A 17,461-nucleotide genomic window follows, 5' to 3' on the forward strand; every position below is an offset into this window, starting at 1 on the left:
TCAGTTCGTACTGAGCAGAAAGGCTAGCGGTCCCAGCGTGACGAAGACGCCGACGACCACCGCGATCACCGTGCTGAGCACGTCGTCGGTCCGGCGCAGAATCCGCACGAGCGCCACCAGGCCGAGGATCACGATCATCGCCAGGGCCAGGGCCACCCAGGGGAGCATCTCCCACATCCGCTCGAAACCCTTGAACAGCAACATGCCCGCGACGGCCGCGCCGGTGCTCTGACCGCCCAGGATCATCCACTGGCGACGGTTGGCGTCGTCTTCGGCCTTTCTGGCCTTACGCGCGGAGCGGCGCGGCGACGCCGCGCGGTCGGACTGCTCGTCCTCGTCGAAATCATCGAGCTCGTCGTGCTCGTCGTCCAGCTCGACGGGCTCGAAGAAATCGGTCTTGCCGTCGTACAGCTCGAGCTCGTCGACCGGCGCGCGGTCTTTCGAACGGCCGCGCTTGCCTCGGCCGGCCGCCCGTTCGGCGTCCGCGCGTTCGGCGCGCTCGACCCCGTCCCGGAGCAGGTCGCCGGCCACGGTCTGGCCGGACACGAGTTGCTGGTCCTGACTGGCCAGCGACCAGGCGGCGGTCGAGATACCCTCGTCGGGCGGCGGGTCGTTGCGTTGCGGCGCCTCGGGTTTGCGTCTTCGCGCCGACCAGGCGGGCAGGGCGCCCTCGGGCGAACCGTTGCGGTGCGGGGCGCGCGGCGGCGGTTCGGGCGTCGGCGCCCAGGGCGCGGTGGCTCTGGACTCCGGCAGCGGCGGCGGCGGCGCGGGTTCGGGGTCGTAGTCGGTGGCCGACGGCGACCAGGCCGCGGTCGACGGGGCGAGGTCCTCGGCTTCGGCCTCCGCGGCGCGGCGCCGGGCGGCCCGGCCGCCGGTCACTCCGTTGCGGCCGTTGCGCTCCGGCGGCGCGGCGCTCGCTCCCCCGCGCTCGCGCAGCGGGCGTACCTCGGTGGTGGCGTCGTCGTGGTCGTCGTGCCTGCGCCGCCGACCGGAGCGCGGGGCCTCGTCCGGCAGCGGGTCGCTCGCATACGGATTGGGCGACGGGGCGTAGGGATTGGGCGAGGGCGCGTAGGGATTCGGCGACGGGGCGTACAGATCGGCGGCCGGCGTGTGCGACGACAGCGGATCCACGAGCGGGTCGTGCCGCGGCATGTCCCGGCCGGGCATCTCCCGGCCCGGCATCACCCGGTTCGATCGGCCAGGCAACGGGTCGGCTTGCTCGGGCTGGGCGTACGCGGCCAGCGGGTCGTACATCGAGATCGGGCCGGACATGGGCGAATACGCCGACGGGTCCGGCGCGGGTGGCGCGTATGCGACAGGTTCCGGCGCGGGCGGCTCGTAGGCCGGCGGTTCGTACACCGGCTCGGGCTCGGCCTCCGGCGCGGCATGCGACGACTGCCCGCTGCCGATGGCGGGCATGTCTCCGGTCAGCTCGGCCACCGAGATCCCGCGACCGCCGCGGCGGCGTCGGCCACCACCGGACGATGCGCCCTGCTGCCCGTTCCTGGCCAGCAGCTCAGCGACCGATAGCTGTTTAGAGTCCTCACTCATGACGACACCGTTCCTATCGGCCCCGGTAGCGCGGCACCACCCGGCACCGCGCGGCCGCTAGTGGCCGCGGGGCCCGGTAAGGGTGTCGCTCGGGGTCCGCCATTCATGTCGGTATCCAGTTTGCGCAGGATCAGACCTTCCCGCAGCGCCCAGGGACAAATCTCCAAGGATTCCAGCGATAGTGCCCGCATACTCGCCTCCGCGACCAATGCGCCAGCCACCAATTGCTGTGACCGATCGGAACTTACGCCTTCTAATTCTGCCCGGTCGGCCGCCGTCATCCGCGAGATGAACGCAATCAGTTGGCGCAGACCTGAGCTGGTGAGTGTACGACGCACCCGCGGGCCCGCCGCCGAGGGTGCCGCTCCGGTCAGCCGGGCCAGCGAGCGGAAGGTCTTCGAGGTGCCGACGGCCAGATCCGGTCTACCCGTGTCCAGCAGCTGTTTCGCCGGCAGCGCGAGCTCCGCGTCGAGCCAGTCGCGCAGCACGTTGACCCGGCGCTTGCCCGGCGGGTCCTCCTTCAGCCACTCCCTGGTCAACCGTCCGGCACCGAGTTGCAACGACAGCGCGAGATCGGGTTCCTCGTCGCCGCCGCTGGTCATTTCCAGCGAACCGCCGCCGATGTCCAGATTGAGGATGCGGCCCGCGCTCCAGCCGAACCAGCGGCGCACCGCGAGGAAGGTCAGCCGGGCCTCGTCGACCCCGGAGAGCACCTGCAGCGCCACGCCGGTCTGGGCGCGGACACGCGCGAGCACGTCCTCGGAATTGGTCGCCTCGCGCAGCGCGGAGGTGGCGAACGGCATCAGCTCGACGCACTTGGAAGTCTCGGCGATGCTGGCGAATTCGGCGACCGTGGCGATCAGCCGCTGCGCGCCCGCCTCGGTGATTCTGCCCTCGTCATCGATGTTTTCCGACAGCCGTAAAGTGGCCTTGGTCGAGCTCATCGGCATGGGGTGACCACCCCGATGCGCGTCCACCACCAGCAGGTGAACGGTATTGCTTCCGACATCGAGTACCCCAAGCCGCACATGAACACGGTACTGGGTGATCCGGTCCTATAGGTTAAGCGACTGAACTGTTAGCGTTCCCAGGTGTGACGGTAGGCGCATCAACCAGCGGCCAGACCCGGCCCCGACCAGCGGGGAAGATCGATCCGAGTCCCGAGGTCGATATGGATTTCCCCCGCGAGTGGATCGAGTTCGTCGATCCAGCAAACGACGAGCATCTGATCGTCGCCGATCTGACCTGGCTACTGTCGAGCTGGACGTGCGTGTTCGGCACTCCGGCATGCCAGGGCATCATCGCCGAACGACCCGACGACGGCTGCTGCTCGCACGGCGCGTTCCTGTCCGACAAGGACGATCGCAAGCGACTGCAGAACGCTGTGAAAATGCTCACACCCGAGGATTGGCAGCTCATGGGTGAGGCGACGGACGCGGCGGGCAAGGTGACCAAGAAGGGCTACCTGGAGCTCGACGAGCTGGAAGACGAACCCGCCCTGCGCACCCGGCGTTTCGACGGGGCCTGCATCTTCCTGAACCGGCCCGGTTTCGCCGGCGGCGTGGGCTGTTCGCTGCACAGCATGGCGTTGCGCCGCGGCATCGAGCCGCTGGAGGTGAAGCCGGACGTGTGCTGGCAGCTGCCGATCCGGCGCACCCAGGAGTGGGTCGACCGGCCCGACGGCGTGCAGATCCTGCGCACCACGGTCACCGAGTACGACCGCCGCGGCTGGGGTCCCGGCGGCGAGGACCTGGACTGGTACTGCTCCGGCTCGCCGGACGCGCACGTCGGCACCCGGCCGGTCTGGCAGTCCTACGGTCCCGAGCTGAAGGAACTGCTCGGCGGGCCGGCCTACGAGGAACTGTCCAGGCACTGCAAGCGTCGGCAAGGGCTCGGGCTCATCGCGATCCACCCGGCCACGGTGCACGCGGATCGGATGCGCGACAGCGCCGACACCGCGAGTGCGTGAAGCCCCCGGAATGCGAGCTTGCACCCCGTTCACCTCGAAGGCATGCGATCTTCACCTGTTTGCGGTTTGATGTGCGGTCATGTCCAAGAAAGTTTTGACCCTGGCCGCCGTCGCGCTCGGCGCCGCACTCTGTCTGCCCGCGATCGCCAATGCCGAACCGAACGGTGACCCCGCCAAGTACGCCGACTTCACCGCGGACTTCATGCCCGCCAACACCCCCGACGCCGTGGGCGCCGCGGCGGCAGGCAAGAACCTGATCATGAGCCCGTACGGCACCTCGCGCACCATCGCGTGCCGCGGCACCAGCGCGGCGGACGTGTACGACTGCATGCAGGAAGACGACCTGGGCTGGATCACGTTGCGCAAGATGGACGTTCCGGGCATCGGCCCCACGTGGACCTACATGCCCTGAGTAGCAGACAACTGAGTTACGGCCGAGAGCATCGCAGCGCTCTCGGCCGTTTCTTTGTGCCCGACAGTGGCATTGGCGCGCAGGCAGCACTCGACTGCCGACCGGCGGCCGGCAGTCGTTGGCCCGCTGAGGCTTACGCCTCCAATTTGTAGCCGAGGCCGCGGACCGTGACCAGATGTTCCGGCTTGGCCGGGTCCGCCTCGATCTTCGAGCGCAGCCGCTTCACGTGCACGTCAAGGGTTTTGGTGTCACCGACGTAGTCGGCGCCCCAGACGCGATCGATCAGCTGTCCGCGGGTGAGCACCCGGCCGGAGTTGCGCAGCAGGTACTCGAGCAGGTCGAATTCCTTGAGCGGCAACGTCACCGGCTTGCCGTTCACCAGCACGGTGTGGCGATCCACGTCCATCCGGACGGGGCCCGCCTCCAGCACGCCGCTCTCGTTGGTGCCGTCCAACTCGTCGCCCGCGCCGCGGCGCAGCACGGCCCGGATGCGCGCGATCAGCTCGCGCGCCGAGTATGGCTTCGTCACGTAGTCGTCGGCGCCGAGCTCCAGCCCGACCACCTTGTCGATCTCGCTGTCCCTTGCCGTCACCATGATCACCGGCACGCCGCTGCGGGTGCGCAACTGCTTGCACACGTCCGTGCCGCTCATGCCGGGAAGCATGAGATCGAGCAGCACGATGTCCGCACCGGACCGATCGAACTCGGCGAGCGCGGATGGTCCGTCACCGACAACGGTGACCTCGAAACCCTCCTTGCGCAGCAGGAACGCGAGCGGATCGGCCAGCGACTCCTCATCCTCGACGATCAACACACTCGTCATCTGCGTGCCTCCACACCATTGGGTCGGCCCGGCCCCGAGGGGCGCGGGCTTGTTTCTCTCATGCTCACCGTCGGGCCGGCGGAATCCTCTTCTCCGTCGGCCTCGTGGTGGGCAGGTATTCGCAGGGTGAACGTCGAACCGGTGCCCAACTTGCTCCACAGGGTGATCTCACCGTTGTGGTTGGCGGCCACGTGCTTGACGATAGCCAGGCCGAGCCCGGTACCGCCGGTGGCGCGCGAGCGGGCCTTATCCGATCGGAAGAAGCGTTCGAACACCCGCTCTTGGTCTTCTTTGGCGATGCCGATACCGCGATCGGTCACGGCCATCGCGACATGGTCGCCACGTAATGACCGGCTGACCGACACATGGGAGCCGGCCGGTGAGTACGCTATCGCGTTCTCCACCAGATTTGATAGGGCTGTGACCAGCAAGGTTTCATCGCCGAGCACTTCGAGCCCGCTGGGCCGGTCGGTACTGACGGTGATTCCGGCGGCCTCCGCGGCGGTGCGTGAGCGGTCGACCGCCTGCATGACGACGGTGTCCACGTCGACCACCTCGAGCTCGGGCAGCTTCTCCGCGCCCTGCAGCCGGGACAGTGCAATGAGTTCGGTCACCATTTTGCCGAGCCGCCGCGATTCGCCCAGCACGCGCTGTCCGAAATGTCGCACTGCTTCGGGATCTTCGGCGGATTCCAGCATCGCCTCGGCCAGCAGGCTCATCGCGCCGACCGGCGTCTTGAGCTCGTGGCTGACGTTGGCGACGAAGTCGCGCCGGGTCGCCTCCATCCGGGCCTGCTCGGAGTCGTCGTCGGCGAACAGGACGGTGAAGTTGGTGTCCTCTCGGGATAGCTGGCGGGCCACGCCGCGCACCGCGATCCGGCCGCGGCCGGGCACCGGGTTCTTCGCGGTCAGGTCGAACTCGGCGGACTCGCCGGTGGCCAGCACCTTCTCCACCGCGGCCCAGGCGCGCTCGTCGAGCAGCCGGTTGCGGACCAGGCCGAGTTCCTCGGCGCGCGGATTGACCAGCACCACGTCGCGGTATTCGTCGACCACCGCGATGCCGCTCTCGGAGGCGAGCACGATCAGGTCGAGCACCTGCGACATGGTCAGGCCGGAATCCGCTTGCCTGCGGGCCTGCTGCCTGGCATTCATATAGGGGATAAGTAGCCCGCCGACTGCCAGACCTACGACAGCCGCAAGGACTGCCAGTAGGACGGCTTGCGGAACACTCACCCTTGAATCGTACGGTTGCGTAGGACGTATCCAACTCCGGGTACACGATGTTTCGCGCAGGTCATGGCCACTTCTGATGCCGTTAGCCCGCCGTTTACGTGCCGTTCGGTATGTCTCAGCCGCATTGTTGTGTGCGCTGGTGGAGGCCGGATTTCAGTCGTCGTCGGGTTCCGGGCCCATCCGGCCCGCGCCGACGGCGCGGCCGTGCTTGTCCACCCAGTCGCCGAGCGCGTAAATAGGGATGAGCAAGTCGCGGCCGGCTTCGGTCAGCTCGTATTCGACGCGCGGCGGGGCTTCGGCGTAGCGGTGCCGGTCGATCAGGGTCATCCGCTGCATCCGGCGCAGGGTCTGGGTCAGCATCTTCTGGCTGATCCCGCCGATGGCGGCGCGCAGGTCGCTCGGGCGCATCGGGCCGTCGCGCAACATATAGACGACTACCGGTAGCCAGGAGTTGCCGAAGACGTCGACGCCCATCCGGGCGGGGCAGTCGGATTCGAACTCGCCGTAGGGCGCGAACTCGATCTGTTCGGCGGTGATCGGCGCGGGTACGGCGGTCATGCCTTCCAGCATGCCAGCGCCGTTGCGCACCCGCAGGTGCCTATCGGTCTGCCTAGCGTTTGTGCCGAAGACCTTTCGAGCTGGGAGTCGATATGCGAATCGGAATCATCGGGGCGGGCGCGATGGCGCGGGCGCTGGGCGGCGGGTGGGCCGCGGCGGGGCACGAGGTGCTCGTCGGGGCCAGATCCGCCGCCGCGGCAGGGGAATTGGCGGCGGCGATCGGCGGGCGGGCCGGAAGTATCCGGGACGCCGCCGGTTTCGGTGAGGTGGTGTTGCTCGCGCTGCCGGTGAGTGCTCTGGCCGAGGTGTTGCGGACGACAGACGGGTTGCTCGCCGGGCGGGCGGTCATCGATTGCACCAACGCCTTCGCACCGGACGACGCGGCACCCGCAGGCGCGACGGCGTTCGTGCTTTCGGAAGACGCTGTCGCCGAACGTATTGCGGCGAGCGCTCCGGGAGCGCACGTGGTGAAGGCGTTCAACATATGCGCGGCCGAGGTGTGGGAATCGGAGACCCGCGTATTCGAGGGACGCAGGCTCGCGGTGCCGCTGTGCGGTGACGATCCGGAGGCGCTGCGACAGGTCGCCACCCTGGTGGAAGACCTGAAGCTGCAACCGGTTTCAGCCGGCGGACTGCACCGGGCCAAGTACCTGGAGGCGGTGTCCGTGTTCACCGTCGGACTGTGGTTCGCCGGGCAGGACGCCCGCGCGATCTTCCCGCCGCTGGACGCGGCGTTCGCCGTCGCCGACTGACCATGGAATCCGGCCTGAGCATGCACTATTCGCTCATACCCCGCGAGTTCGAGCTTTGATGCGCGATAAGTGCACGCTCAGACCGGGTTACGGTTTACCAGCCCGAGTTACCGCGTACCGGGATATTCACGAAACTTGGCTGGTTCTGGTCGAGCAACAGGTGCTGCGGGCGCAGCCCACTGTCCACGAGCAGCGGCATCGGCGGCAGACCCCGCGGGAAGTTGCCCGCGTAGACATCCACCCGCAACCGGTGCCCGGGCTGCAGCACCGCTTCGATCCCGGGCACCGAAATGTCCAGCGCCGTCGGCTGTCCCGGCACCGTGGGCTGCCTGCTGTCCAGCGACAGGTCCGGCACCGGCTCGGTGTAGTCGCCGTTCGGCAGGCGGGTGCTGCGGCCCTCGTCGATGGCGCGCAGCGAGGAGACCAGCTGACCCGAGGACAGCACCGACGAGCGCCCGTCCGGCGCGACGTCGTTCACTGTGACGGTCCAGTAGCCGTCGGTCGCGTCGTGGACCGTGTTGAGCCGCAGCGCGATCGGGCCGGACAGGGTGGTCGGTTCAGGCACCGGAGCGCTGGTGAAGGTCAGTCCGCCGAGTTCCTGGATCCGCGCGTCCTTGCTGCACCCGTCGATGATCGAGGTGACGCCCGCCGACTCCTGCGCCATGTCCCGTGAGCACACCCCGGTCAGACCCGGTGCGACGGTGAGCTGGTCGAGGGCCGGGCTGGGCGCGCCGAACAGCGAGCCATCGTGCACGCTGGTCGCGGTCCCACTCGGCGCGGCGGACAGGTACATCCGCCGGTAGTCGACGCCGGGCTGCGGGAAGGACGGCGAGGTGATCCAGCCGCCGCCCTGCTGGCGCAGCGTCACCGGGCCGTACTCGTCGATGCCGTTGTCGATTCCCTTGAGCCACTTGTCGAACCAGGCGCGTTGCAACACGTCCATCCGCGGCGGCAGGCCGGGCCGACCGGACTCGTTGCCGTTGCTGATGTGGTAGCCGTCGCCGACGAAGAGCTGTTTCTGCCCGGGCGGCAATGGAATCTGCCGGTACACGTCGGCCTGCGAGTTGACGAACACGTCGTGCCAGCCGCCGGTCACGAAGGTGGGCACGGTGATTCGGCTCGGATCGGTCTCCCAGGACTGCCGGAACGGGCTGTCCGCCTGGAGCAATGCCTGCACCTTGGGATCGAGCTGGTCGATCTCCGGAGCGACGAGCACGTTCAACAGCGCGTCGACAAACGTGAACGGATCGGCGAGCCGATCTTTCAGCCACTGCATGTCGAACTGCCCGCGCGCCAGCGCCGTGAGATCGGGCATCAGCTTCGCGCCGTTGACCGCGAGCAGCCAGGCCGGCATGAAGGTGACGCCGATGGCGCCGCCCGGTGCGACCAAGTCGCGGAACGGATTCCGGCTCGGCACCACGGGAAAGATCGCCTTCAACGCGGGCGGGTTCTTCGCGGCGACCTGCAATTGGTTCAGCCCCGAATAGGAGACGCCGTTCATCCCGATGTTCCCGGTGGACCACGGCTGGTGTGCGGTCCAGTCGATCACCTCGACGGTGTCCTGCTGTTCCCGATAGCGCAGCAGATCCCAATCTCCTTGGGAGAAGCCGGTTCCCCGGACGTCGACGACGACCTGGGTGTACCCGCTCTTGATCAGCTGCCGGTCCACGGTGAAGTTGCGCAGCAGGCCGCCGCCGAGCGCCTTCGTGAGATCGGTGATGCCGGAGAACGGGGTGCCGGACAGGTCGACATCGCGCGCCACCTGCAGCACCGCGTCGGACAACCACGGGACCGAGATCAGGCTGTCCGCGATCATCGAGCCGAGCTTGGTGTAGGGCGTCATGTTCACGATGGTCGGCGTCGGCGCCGAAATTGGTTGCCCCGCGGCATCGGCCGGGTGATAGACGTTCCCCTTGAGCACGGTGCCGTCGCTCATGGTGATCGGCACGTCCCATTCGATGAAGACGTTCGGGTACTGCTGCGGGCCGTCCTCGGTGGCGGCCCAGGCCGCGCCGCTGGCGGCGCCGTCCGGGCCGACCGGGGTCGCGACGGCGGAGGGTGAAAGGAAGGGGGACAAGGCGACCGCCGCGACGCACAGCGCCGCGCTCCGGAGCGCATACCTCATTGGATCCACTCTCTTCGGGAACAGATGCTCTCTAACCGTAGGGAGGGAACCAGAAACTGTCTCAGATTCGTGGCAGAACCGCGAAAACTCGTGCAGGTTCACAAATATCGGCGCGCGGAACTGATACAGCGCCCGAAATGCGAAAGGGCGCCTTCGCTCGAATAGCTCGAAACGAAGACGCCCTTTCGGGTATTCAGCCCCAAATCACCAACCGGGATTTCCGCGCACCGGCACATTCACGAAGCTCGGCCGGTTCGGATCCAGTTGCACGTGTTGCGGTTTGAGGCCGGTGTCGATCAGCATCGGCAGGATCGGCAGCCCCTTCGGGAAGTTGCCCGCGTAGACGTCGACGCGCAGGCGATGCCCCGGTTGCAGGATCGCCTCGGTGGCGGGCAGCGCGATGTCCAGGGTGGTCGCCTCGCCGGGCACCGTCGGCTGCCGGTGATCCAGCGAGGTGAACGCCCGCGGATCGGTGTAGTCGCCGTTGGCCGACTTGCTGCTGTTGGCCTCGTCCACCTCGCGCAGCGACGCCATGATCTGCCCGGAGGACAGCACGGTGGACTGCCCGTCCGGCGCGACGTCGTTCACCGTGGTCACCCAGTACCCGTCCGGCGCGTCCTGAACCGTGTTGAGCCGCACCGCGATCCGGCCGGAGACCGTGGTCGGCTCGGCGACCGGCGCGCTGGTGAAGGTCAGCCCGTTGGACTCCTCGATCCGCGAGTCCTTCGCGCAGCCGTCGATGATCGACAGGATGCCCGCGCTGCCCTGCGCCGCGTCGTTGGAGCACAGGCTGGTCAGGCCGGGCGCGACGGTCAGCCGCGCGGTGTCGCCGTTGGCCTGGCCGGTCAGCGATCCGTCGTACACGCTGTTCGCGGTGCCGCTTCGGTTGGCGGACAGGTACATCCGCCGATGCGTCGGCTCCTGCGCGCCCGAGTTCTCGGTCGGCTCGGCGAACGAGTCGGTGGTGACCCAGCCACCGCCCTGCTGGCGCAACGTGATCGGGCCGTACCGATCGATGCCGTTGTCGATGCCCTTGAGCCACTTGTCGAACCACGCGCGCTGCAACACGTCCAGGCGCGGCGGCAGGCCGGGCTTGGCGTATTCGTTGCCGGAATTGACGTGGTAGGTGTTGCCCATCAGCAGCTGCTTCTGCCCGGCGGGCAGCGGAATCTCGTTGTAGATCTTGGATTCCGAGTAGGTGAACAGGTCGTGCCAGCCGCCGGTGACGAAGGTCGGCACCTGGATCTGGGACGGGTCGCTCAGCCAGCCCTCGCGCGGGCGGGAGGTGCCGGTGAGCAGCTCCTTGGCCCGCGGGTCCAGGTCGTCGATGCGGGCGGTGGTGTAGACGTTGAGCAGAACGTCCATGAAGGTCAACGGATCTCGCACCCGGTCGGCCAGCCACTGGGTGTCGAACTGCCCGTTGAGCACCGAGGCCAGGTCGGGCACCAGCTTGAGCCCGTTGATCGCGGTCAGCCAGAGCGGGATGAAGTTGAAGCCGAAGCCGCCGCCGGGGGCGAGCACGTCGTTCATCAGGTCGCTGCCCGGCACCACCGGGAAGATCGCCTTCAGCGCAGGCGGGTTCTGCTGCGCGGCCTGCACCTGGTTGATGCCGGAGTACGAGATGCCGTTCATGCCGATGCGGCCGTTGGACCACGGCTGGCGCGCCGCCCAGTCGATCACCTCGACGGTGTCCTGCTGCTCGCGCTGGCGCAGCATGTCCCAGACGCCCTGGGAGAAGCCGGTGCCGCGCACGTCGACGACCACCTGCGAGTAGCCGCTCTTGATCAGCTGGCGGTCCACGGTGAAGTTACGCAGCTCGCCGCCGGCGAAGCCCTTGGTCAGGTCGGTGACGCCGGACAGCGGGGTGCCGCTCATGTCGATCTCGCGCAGCAGGCCGAACAGCGCGTCGGACAGGCCGGGGATGGCCTGCGCGTGATCGGCCAGGTTCGACACCAGCTTGGTGTACGGCGTGAGGTTCACGACGGTCGGCGTCGGCGTATCGATCGGCCGGCCGGCCGCGTCCGCGGGGCGATAGACGTTGCCCTTCAGGACAGTTCCGTCGCTCATCGTGATCGGGACATCCCATTGGATGTTGATGTTCGGGTACTGCTGCGGACCATCCTGGGTCGCTTGCCAGGCCGCACCGGCGGCCCCACCGTCGGGACCGGTCGGGGCAGGCGCGGCGGACGCGCCGCTGGTGAGGAAGGGGACGAGCATCGCGGCGGCAACTGCCGCGACTGTTGCGCGCAACACGTGCTTCATCAGGCGTGATCTACCTCTCTGGCTGGTCGAACGACCAAAGTGTACATACCTACTTGTCGGTAATGACAAGGGGTAACACGTACTTATTTCGAATAGAGGTTCACATACGGCAACCGGAGCGATCATGCCACGCCCAAAGCCCAGGTAGTAGCCCCGGGACCGGAAAGACACCGGGAGAACCAAGGCTCACCGTGCAGTCGAACGAACTAGCCATTCAGCACTGGCAGTCAGCGAGTCAGTGTGGCAGAGAACACGCCTGACCAGCGCAGATAGCGGCCCGACCGGCGAGCAATGGCTAATTGTCAGCAGCCGCGCGACCGCACACCGCAGAGATCCACACCGGCCCGAAACAGCAACGCGCCGCGCCCCATTCAGGGCGCGGCGCGTCGGTGGTCGGAAAAGTTACTTGCCGCCCTGGTTCGCGACGGCGGCGGCGCCGGCGGCGGCCGCCTCCGGGTCCAGGTATTCGCGCGGGCGCACCGGACGCAGGTTCTCGTCCAGCTCGTAGCGCAGCGGGATGCCGGTCGGGATGTTCAGGCTCGCGATGTCCTCGTCGGAGATCTGGTCGAGGTGCTTGACCAGCGCGCGCAGCGAGTTGCCGTGCGCGGCGACCAGCACGGTCTTGCCGGTCAGCAGATCCTTGGAGATGGTGTCCTCCCAGTACGGGACCATCCGCTTGACCACGTCGAGCAGGCACTCCGACTTCGGCACCTCGATGCCGGCGTAGCGCGGGTCGCCCTCCTGGCCGTACTCGTCGCCCGGATCGATGGCCGGCGGCGGGGTGTCGTAGCTACGCCGCCACAGCATGAACTGGTCGTCGCCGTACTTGTCCCGCACCTGCGCCTTGTTCTTGCCCTGCAACGCGCCGTAGTGGCGCTCGTTGAGCCGCCAGTCCCGGATCACCGGGATCCAGTGCCGGTCGGCAGCGTCCAGCGCGAGATTGGCGGTGCTGATCGCGCGGCGCAGCAGCGAGGTGTAGACGACGTCGGGCAGGATGCCGTGCTCGGCCAGCAGCTCCCCCGCGCGCTTGCCCTCGGCGATGCCCTTGTCGGTCAGATGCACGTCCACCCAGCCGGTGAACAGATTCAGGGCATTCCATTCGCTCTCGCCGTGGCGCAGCAGCACGAGGGTGTAGGTCATGCGGGCCATTGTTCCATTCAGGTCTCAGCCGATCGCGTCGGCGGTGGCGTGGCCCGTGGCGAGCACGCCTGCGCCGACGAGGGTGGCGCCATTGCTGATGCTGGACAGTTCGACCCGCAGTTCGCGGGTGAAGTCGAGGCGGGCGTGCTTGTCCAGCGCCGCGCGCATCGGCTTCCACAGCGGCTCACCGGATTGCGCGAAACCGCCGCCGATGACGCAGGTATCCACATCGAGCAGCGCGGCGGCCGAGGCGATCGCCTGCCCCAGCGCGGTGCCCGCGCGGTGCAGCGCGGCGAGGGCGATCTCGTCGCCGGCGTGCGCGGCCTCGGACAGTTGCTTGCCGGTCGTGCCTATCCAGCCCTGCTGGGTCGCCCAGCGCACCGAGGACATGCCGCTGGCGACCGCCTCGACACAGCCGACGCCGCCGCACAGGCAGGGCGTGTCCCAGCCCGGCACCACGATATGACCGATGTGCCCGGCATTGCCGGTGCGCCCGACGACCACCCGGCCGTCCGCGATGATGCCGCCGCCGATCCCGGACGAGACCGTCATGGCCAACCCGTTCGGGATCCCGCGCAGCGCGCCGACGTGGTGCTCGGCCAGCGCCAGGCAGGCGCCGTCGATGGCGAAACTGATGGTCGCCGTGGGGAACAGCTTCTGCACGGCGGCGACGATCTCGAAGCCGGACTTCCATTCGGGGATGTTCAGCGGGGCGGTGACGCCGGTGCGCACGTCGACCGGTCCGGCCGAGCCGATGCCGATCGCGGTGATCGGCTCGTCCCCGGCGACCTCGAGCAACAGGTCGCGGCAGGCGGCCCAGACCGCCTCGGGCGGCACCACGATCTGGCGCACGCCGTGCACCGTCGTGCCGTCGTGCACCAGGCCGGCCGCGAACTTCGACGCGCCGATGTCCAGCGCAAGAACCGTCATCGCAGTGAATTTACGGCTTGTCGGCCGCGTCTACCAGGTGTTCGAAGGCACGCAGGTTCTTCAGCGATTCCCCGCGCGAGACCCGCCACTTCCATTCCTTGCGAATGGATTCGGCGAAACCGAGCTCGAGCAGCACGTTGAAATCGGCGTCGACGGCCTCGAGGATCTGTCCGAAGACCCGGTCGAGTTCGTCGGCGGTGAGGGCGTGCGTGGCGATCTGGCCGACCAGGTAGATGTCGCCGACCCGGTCCAGCGTGTAGGCCACGCCGTAAAGCCTGCGGTTGCGGCGGAGCAGGAACTTGTAGACGCCCTCGAAGTTCTCGTCCGGCTTGCGGCAGACGAACGATTCGATGCGCACCCCGTGCTTGCCGACGGTGAGCATGACGCTGGTCTTCAACTTGCGCTCGCCGGGGAGAATGACGACGAACGTCCCCTCGCCGGAGCGCTCGTACTCGATCTCCCGGTCCCGCAGGGTCTCATCGATCAGCTGAGCGCTTGCCTGCACCTCGTTCACCGGCGTGCTCCCATCCGGCGCCGCCACAGCGCCCGCGACCTGGCCTGACTGGATTCCAGGCTAATGCGTTCACCGGGTACCCGTTCGCGCATGTCGTCACGCAGCGTGCCGCCCACCCGGCCGGCGCCGAGCGCGGTGCGCTCGGCCCGGAAATCGGTGAGTGCGGCGGAATAGCTGGCGAGCAATCCGTCGGCGGTGTGCTCCCAGGAGAAGTTGGCGGCGTGCTCGACCGCGCGACCGCTCATCCGGTGCAGCCGGTCGGGGTCGTCGAGCAGATAGCCGAGGGCGCCGGCCCAATCCGGCGTCCGGTGACCGGGCACCAGCAGGCCGGTTTCGCCGTGCCGGACCGCCGTGCCGAGGCCGCCGACGTCGGCGGCCAGCACCGGGGTGCCGCTGGCCTGGGCCTCGATCGCGACCAGGCCGAAGGATTCGTTGTAGCTCGGCACCGCCACCAGATCGGCTGCGCGATAAACCAATACGAGCCGGTCCGGCGGTTGCGGCGGCAGGAAGGTGACCCGGTCGGCGATGCCGAGAGCGGCGGCCAGTTCGATCAGCGCGTCCGGGCGTTCCAGGCCGGAGCCGGACGGGCCGCCGACGATCAGCACGCGCAGTTTGTGGGCGGGGTCGGCGCGCAGCACCTCGGCCGCGGCGCGCACCAGCACGTCGGGCGCCTTCAACGGCTGGATCCGGCCGACGAACGCGACGACCTGTTCGTCGGCGGCCAGGCCGAGCGCCGCGCGGGCCGCGGCCTTGTCGCCGGGTTGATACCGGGTCAGGTCCGCGCCGGGCGGCACCACGTCGATGCGTTCGGGCTCGGCGCCGTACAGCTCGACCAGCTGCCTTGCCTCGTCCGCGGTGTTGGCGACCAGCCGGTCCGCCTCACCGATCACCTGCTTCTCGCCGATCTCGCGGGTCAGCGGCTCCGGACAGTCACCGTCGGCGAGCGCGGCGTTCTTCACCGCGGCCAGCGTGTGTGCGGTGTGCACCAGCGGCACCCGCCAGCGATCCCGGGCCAGCCAGCCGACCTGGCCGGACAGCCAATAGTGCGAGTGCACCAGGTCGTAGTAGCCGGGCAGATGACGTGCCTCTTGACGCAGCACTTCCGCGGTGAACGGGCAGAGCTGGGTGGGCAGGTCGTGCTTGTCGAGTCCCTCGAACGGGCCGGCGACCACGTTGCGCACCAGCACACCGGGGCCCGCTTCTTGCACGGGCGGCAGATTGGAGGCGGTGGCCCGGGTGAAGATCTCCACCTCGGTGCCGCGCCTGGCCAGCTGGAGCGCGGTTTGCAGCACATAGACGTTCATGCCGCCCGCGTCGCCGGTGCCCGGTTGAGCCAGTGGTGAGGTATGCACCGATAGCACGGCGACACGGTTCGGCCGTAGGTCCGGGCGTTGACTCACACTATCCATAGTGCACGTTGGATTCCCGGCCTCCACACCGTCACGCTCTCGAGTGAGAGCTATCACAGGCGTCCAGTGAACTCCCTCACAGGCGGCAACCGGCCTATTTTCCGGAATGCCCAGGAGAAAGGGTGCGCGCGGCCGGAAATCAGAGGCTGTCGGCAAACATGCCGATCTCGCCGGCGAAACGAGCCGGGTCTTCGATGAACAGCCCATGCTGGCTGCCCTCCCAGAACGACGCGCGCGCGTCCGGGACCGTCTCGTAGACGTAGCGGCCGTTCTCGATCGGCACCACCGGGTCGTCGGTGCCGTGCAGCACCAGCGCCGGGATATCCAGTGTGCGAAGGGTTTCGGTGTTGTCGACGGTGCGATAGAACAGCGCCTTGCGCACCGCGGGCAAGGTGGCGAGGCTCGTGCCGAACAGGCGCTGAGCGTCCGCGCCCTTGTCCGCGCCTGGGCCGGTATTGGCATTGCCGAAGGCGCCGAACGCCCGCACCGCGCGGCCCGCGCTCTCCTCGAAGACGCCGGGCAGCGCGCCCTGCATGGCCGGACCGGTCGCCGCGCCGGGCACCCCGCGGCCGATATTGGCCTGCGAACTGCTGAAGACGATGCCCGCGACCGCGTCGGTGCCGTACGCGGTCAGGTAGTCGCTGAGCACGATGCCGCCGTAGGACCAGCCGAGCAGGATCGCGCCGGACTCGATGCCCTCCCCTGCCAGCACCGCCGCGACGTCGGCGGCCCAGTTCTTCGGGTCGTCGTAGCCCGCGGCCGGGGCATCGGAATAGCCGTGGCCGCGCAGGTCGACGGCGAGCACCCGGAACCGGGCGGCGAGGTCGTCGGCGGCCCGGCCCCAGCAGCGCAGATTCGCCGACCAGCCGTGCAACAGCACCAGCGGACGCGCGCCGGCCGGGCCGCTCACTCGGTAGACGATGTTGGTGCCGTCCGCGCTCACCGCGTCCCGAATAGCCATACCGATCAGGCTAACGGTGATCCCCGCAACAGCGCTCCTGCCGGTAAACGCCGGACACTTAGGATCACTTTCATGAGCACTCGCACCGCTGTCGTCACCGGAGCCAGCTCCGGCATCGGCGAGGCCACCGCCCGCGAACTGGCCAAACAGGGCTATCACGTCTACGTCGGCGCCCGCAGGCTCGATCGCCTGCAGCGCGTCGCCGACGAAATCGGCGGCACCGCACTGGAACTCGACGTCACCTCGGACGAGTCGGTGGCCGCCTTCGCCGCCGCGATCGAACGAGCCGACGTGCTGGTCAACAACGCGGGCGGCGCCAAGGGCCTGGCCACCGTCGCCGACGCCGACCTGGACGACTGGCGCTGGATGTGGGAGACCAACGTGCTGGGCACGCTGCGGCTCACGAAGGCGTTGCTGCCCAAGCTGATTGCCTCCGGCGACGGCCTCATCGTCACCATCACCTCGGTCGCCGCCTTCGTCGCCTACGACAACGGCGCGGGCTACACCACGGCCAAGCACGCCCAGGCCGTGCTGCACCGCACCCTGCGCGGCGAGCTGCTCGGCCAGCCGGTGCGGCTCACCGATATCGCACCCGGCGCAGTGGAAACCGAGTTCTCGCTGGTCCGCTTCGACGGCGACGAGGAACGAGCCGCCAAGGTGTACGAGGGCATCGACCCGCTGGTCGCGCAGGACATCGCGGAGATCATCGGCTTCGTCGCGTCCCGGCCGGCGCACGTGAACCTGGACCAGATCATCGTCAAGCCGCGCGATCAGGCCGACGCGGGACGCTTCGCCCGGCGCAGCTGAATACCGATAGCCGAAC

16 protein-coding genes are annotated in these 17,461 nt (G+C 68.4%); 4 read left to right on the forward strand and 12 right to left on the reverse strand.

Features of this window, described 5'->3' with window-relative positions:
* Nucleotides 1-1,551 (reverse strand): hypothetical protein, encoded by a 1,551-nt coding sequence (locus AB0M22_RS10930; protein ID WP_364723616.1) that lies wholly within the window; start codon nt 1,549-1,551, stop codon nt 1-3.
* Complete coding sequence (locus AB0M22_RS10935) at nt 1,548-2,579, reverse strand: Ppx/GppA phosphatase family protein (RefSeq protein WP_364723618.1); 1,032 nt, start codon at nt 2,577-2,579, stop codon at nt 1,548-1,550. Before AB0M22_RS10935 ends, AB0M22_RS10930 begins: the two co-directional genes overlap by 4 nt.
* Nucleotides 2,580-2,722: 143 nt before the next feature.
* Between AB0M22_RS10935 and AB0M22_RS10940 the strand changes: the two genes are divergently transcribed.
* Together AB0M22_RS10940 and AB0M22_RS10945 are read left to right on the forward strand one after the other, a co-directional pair.
* Entirely contained in the window at nt 2,723-3,520 is a 798-nt protein-coding gene (locus AB0M22_RS10940; protein WP_364724095.1) for a hypothetical protein, read from the forward strand.
* 79 nt (nt 3,521-3,599) lie between these two features.
* Nucleotides 3,600-3,932, forward strand: coding sequence for a hypothetical protein (locus AB0M22_RS10945; RefSeq protein ID WP_364723621.1), 333 nt, complete (start codon nt 3,600-3,602; stop codon nt 3,930-3,932).
* Nucleotides 3,933-4,065: 133 nt separating this feature from the next.
* Here the strand turns inward: AB0M22_RS10945 and AB0M22_RS10950 are convergent, their stop codons facing one another.
* The 3 genes from AB0M22_RS10950 to AB0M22_RS10960 form a co-directional block, all read right to left on the reverse strand.
* Nucleotides 4,066-4,755 (reverse strand): response regulator transcription factor, encoded by a 690-nt coding sequence (locus tag AB0M22_RS10950; protein WP_069160635.1) that lies wholly within the window; start codon nt 4,753-4,755, stop codon nt 4,066-4,068.
* The gene (locus AB0M22_RS10955; RefSeq protein ID WP_135233643.1) at nt 4,752-5,987 is read right to left on the reverse strand and encodes an ATP-binding protein; all 1,236 of its coding nucleotides are present in this window, start codon (nt 5,985-5,987) and stop codon (nt 4,752-4,754) included. Before AB0M22_RS10955 ends, AB0M22_RS10950 begins: the two co-directional genes overlap by 4 nt.
* A 153-nt stretch (nt 5,988-6,140) precedes the next feature.
* The gene (locus tag AB0M22_RS10960; protein WP_364723625.1) at nt 6,141-6,545 is read right to left on the reverse strand and encodes a helix-turn-helix domain-containing protein; all 405 of its coding nucleotides are present in this window, start codon (nt 6,543-6,545) and stop codon (nt 6,141-6,143) included.
* 92 nt (nt 6,546-6,637) lie between these two features.
* Here AB0M22_RS10960 and AB0M22_RS10965 point away from each other — a divergent pair, with 92 nt between their 5' ends.
* A complete protein-coding gene (locus tag AB0M22_RS10965) occupies nt 6,638-7,297 on the forward strand; it encodes an NAD(P)-binding domain-containing protein (RefSeq protein WP_364723627.1) in 660 nt (219 codons plus the stop codon).
* A gap of 94 nt (nt 7,298-7,391) precedes the next feature.
* On the opposite strand, the gene AB0M22_RS10970 is transcribed toward AB0M22_RS10965, so the two are convergent.
* The 7 genes from AB0M22_RS10970 to AB0M22_RS11000 form a co-directional block, all read right to left on the reverse strand.
* Entirely contained in the window at nt 7,392-9,422 is a 2,031-nt protein-coding gene (locus AB0M22_RS10970; RefSeq protein WP_364723630.1) for a CocE/NonD family hydrolase, read from the reverse strand.
* Nucleotides 9,423-9,626: 204 nt separating this feature from the next.
* On the reverse strand, nt 9,627-11,684 hold the full coding sequence (locus AB0M22_RS10975; protein ID WP_364723633.1) for a CocE/NonD family hydrolase: 2,058 nt from the start codon (nt 11,682-11,684) through the stop codon (nt 9,627-9,629).
* 402 nt (nt 11,685-12,086) lie between these two features.
* Nucleotides 12,087-12,824 (reverse strand): phosphoglyceromutase, encoded by a 738-nt coding sequence (locus AB0M22_RS10980; RefSeq protein WP_364723636.1) that lies wholly within the window; start codon nt 12,822-12,824, stop codon nt 12,087-12,089.
* A gap of 24 nt (nt 12,825-12,848) precedes the next feature.
* Nucleotides 12,849-13,754: an ROK family protein gene (locus AB0M22_RS10985; protein WP_364723639.1), complete on the reverse strand. Its 906-nt coding sequence runs from the start codon at nt 13,752-13,754 to the stop codon at nt 12,849-12,851.
* 10 nt (nt 13,755-13,764) lie between these two features.
* Entirely contained in the window at nt 13,765-14,259 is a 495-nt protein-coding gene (locus AB0M22_RS10990; protein ID WP_364724098.1) for a YbjN domain-containing protein, read from the reverse strand.
* Between the two features lie 5 nt (nt 14,260-14,264).
* Complete coding sequence (gene mshA / locus AB0M22_RS10995) at nt 14,265-15,677, reverse strand: D-inositol-3-phosphate glycosyltransferase (protein ID WP_364723642.1); 1,413 nt, start codon at nt 15,675-15,677, stop codon at nt 14,265-14,267.
* Between the two features lie 139 nt (nt 15,678-15,816).
* Entirely contained in the window at nt 15,817-16,638 is an 822-nt protein-coding gene (locus AB0M22_RS11000) for an alpha/beta hydrolase (RefSeq protein WP_364723645.1), read from the reverse strand.
* 72 nt (nt 16,639-16,710) lie between these two features.
* Between AB0M22_RS11000 and AB0M22_RS11005 the strand changes: the two genes are divergently transcribed.
* Nucleotides 16,711-17,445 carry an SDR family NAD(P)-dependent oxidoreductase gene (locus AB0M22_RS11005; protein WP_364723648.1) on the forward strand — a complete coding sequence of 245 codons (735 nt, stop codon included), beginning with the start codon at nt 16,711-16,713 and terminating at the stop codon, nt 17,443-17,445.
* Nucleotides 17,446-17,461: the final 16 nt, after the last annotated feature.

Source organism: Nocardia sp. NPDC051756 (genome assembly GCF_040681495.1).
Classification (GTDB): Bacteria; Actinomycetota; Actinomycetes; order Mycobacteriales; family Mycobacteriaceae; genus Nocardia.

What these genes read in the sequence shown, in the direction of transcription:
- AB0M22_RS10985 (WP_364723639.1), bottom strand. Translation starts at nt 13,754, where the DNA reads ATGACGGTTCTTGCGCTGGACATCGGCGCGTCGAAGTTCGCGGCCGGC.
- AB0M22_RS10970 (WP_364723630.1), bottom strand. Translation starts at nt 9,422, where the DNA reads ATGAGGTATGCGCTCCGGAGCGCGGCGCTGTGCGTCGCGGCGGTCGCC.
- AB0M22_RS10980 (WP_364723636.1), bottom strand. Translation starts at nt 12,824, where the DNA reads ATGACCTACACCCTCGTGCTGCTGCGCCACGGCGAGAGCGAATGGAAT.
- AB0M22_RS10965 (WP_364723627.1), top strand. Translation starts at nt 6,638, where the DNA reads ATGCGAATCGGAATCATCGGGGCGGGCGCGATGGCGCGGGCGCTGGGC.
- AB0M22_RS11005 (WP_364723648.1), top strand. Translation starts at nt 16,711, where the DNA reads ATGAGCACTCGCACCGCTGTCGTCACCGGAGCCAGCTCCGGCATCGGC.
- AB0M22_RS10945 (WP_364723621.1), top strand. Translation starts at nt 3,600, where the DNA reads ATGTCCAAGAAAGTTTTGACCCTGGCCGCCGTCGCGCTCGGCGCCGCA.
- AB0M22_RS10940 (WP_364724095.1), top strand. Translation starts at nt 2,723, where the DNA reads ATGGATTTCCCCCGCGAGTGGATCGAGTTCGTCGATCCAGCAAACGAC.
- AB0M22_RS10930 (WP_364723616.1), bottom strand. Translation starts at nt 1,551, where the DNA reads ATGAGTGAGGACTCTAAACAGCTATCGGTCGCTGAGCTGCTGGCCAGG.
- mshA (WP_364723642.1), bottom strand. Translation starts at nt 15,677, where the DNA reads ATGGATAGTGTGAGTCAACGCCCGGACCTACGGCCGAACCGTGTCGCC.
- AB0M22_RS10960 (WP_364723625.1), bottom strand. Translation starts at nt 6,545, where the DNA reads ATGACCGCCGTACCCGCGCCGATCACCGCCGAACAGATCGAGTTCGCG.
- AB0M22_RS10975 (WP_364723633.1), bottom strand. Translation starts at nt 11,684, where the DNA reads ATGAAGCACGTGTTGCGCGCAACAGTCGCGGCAGTTGCCGCCGCGATG.
- AB0M22_RS10950 (WP_069160635.1), bottom strand. Translation starts at nt 4,755, where the DNA reads ATGACGAGTGTGTTGATCGTCGAGGATGAGGAGTCGCTGGCCGATCCG.
- AB0M22_RS11000 (WP_364723645.1), bottom strand. Translation starts at nt 16,638, where the DNA reads ATGGCTATTCGGGACGCGGTGAGCGCGGACGGCACCAACATCGTCTAC.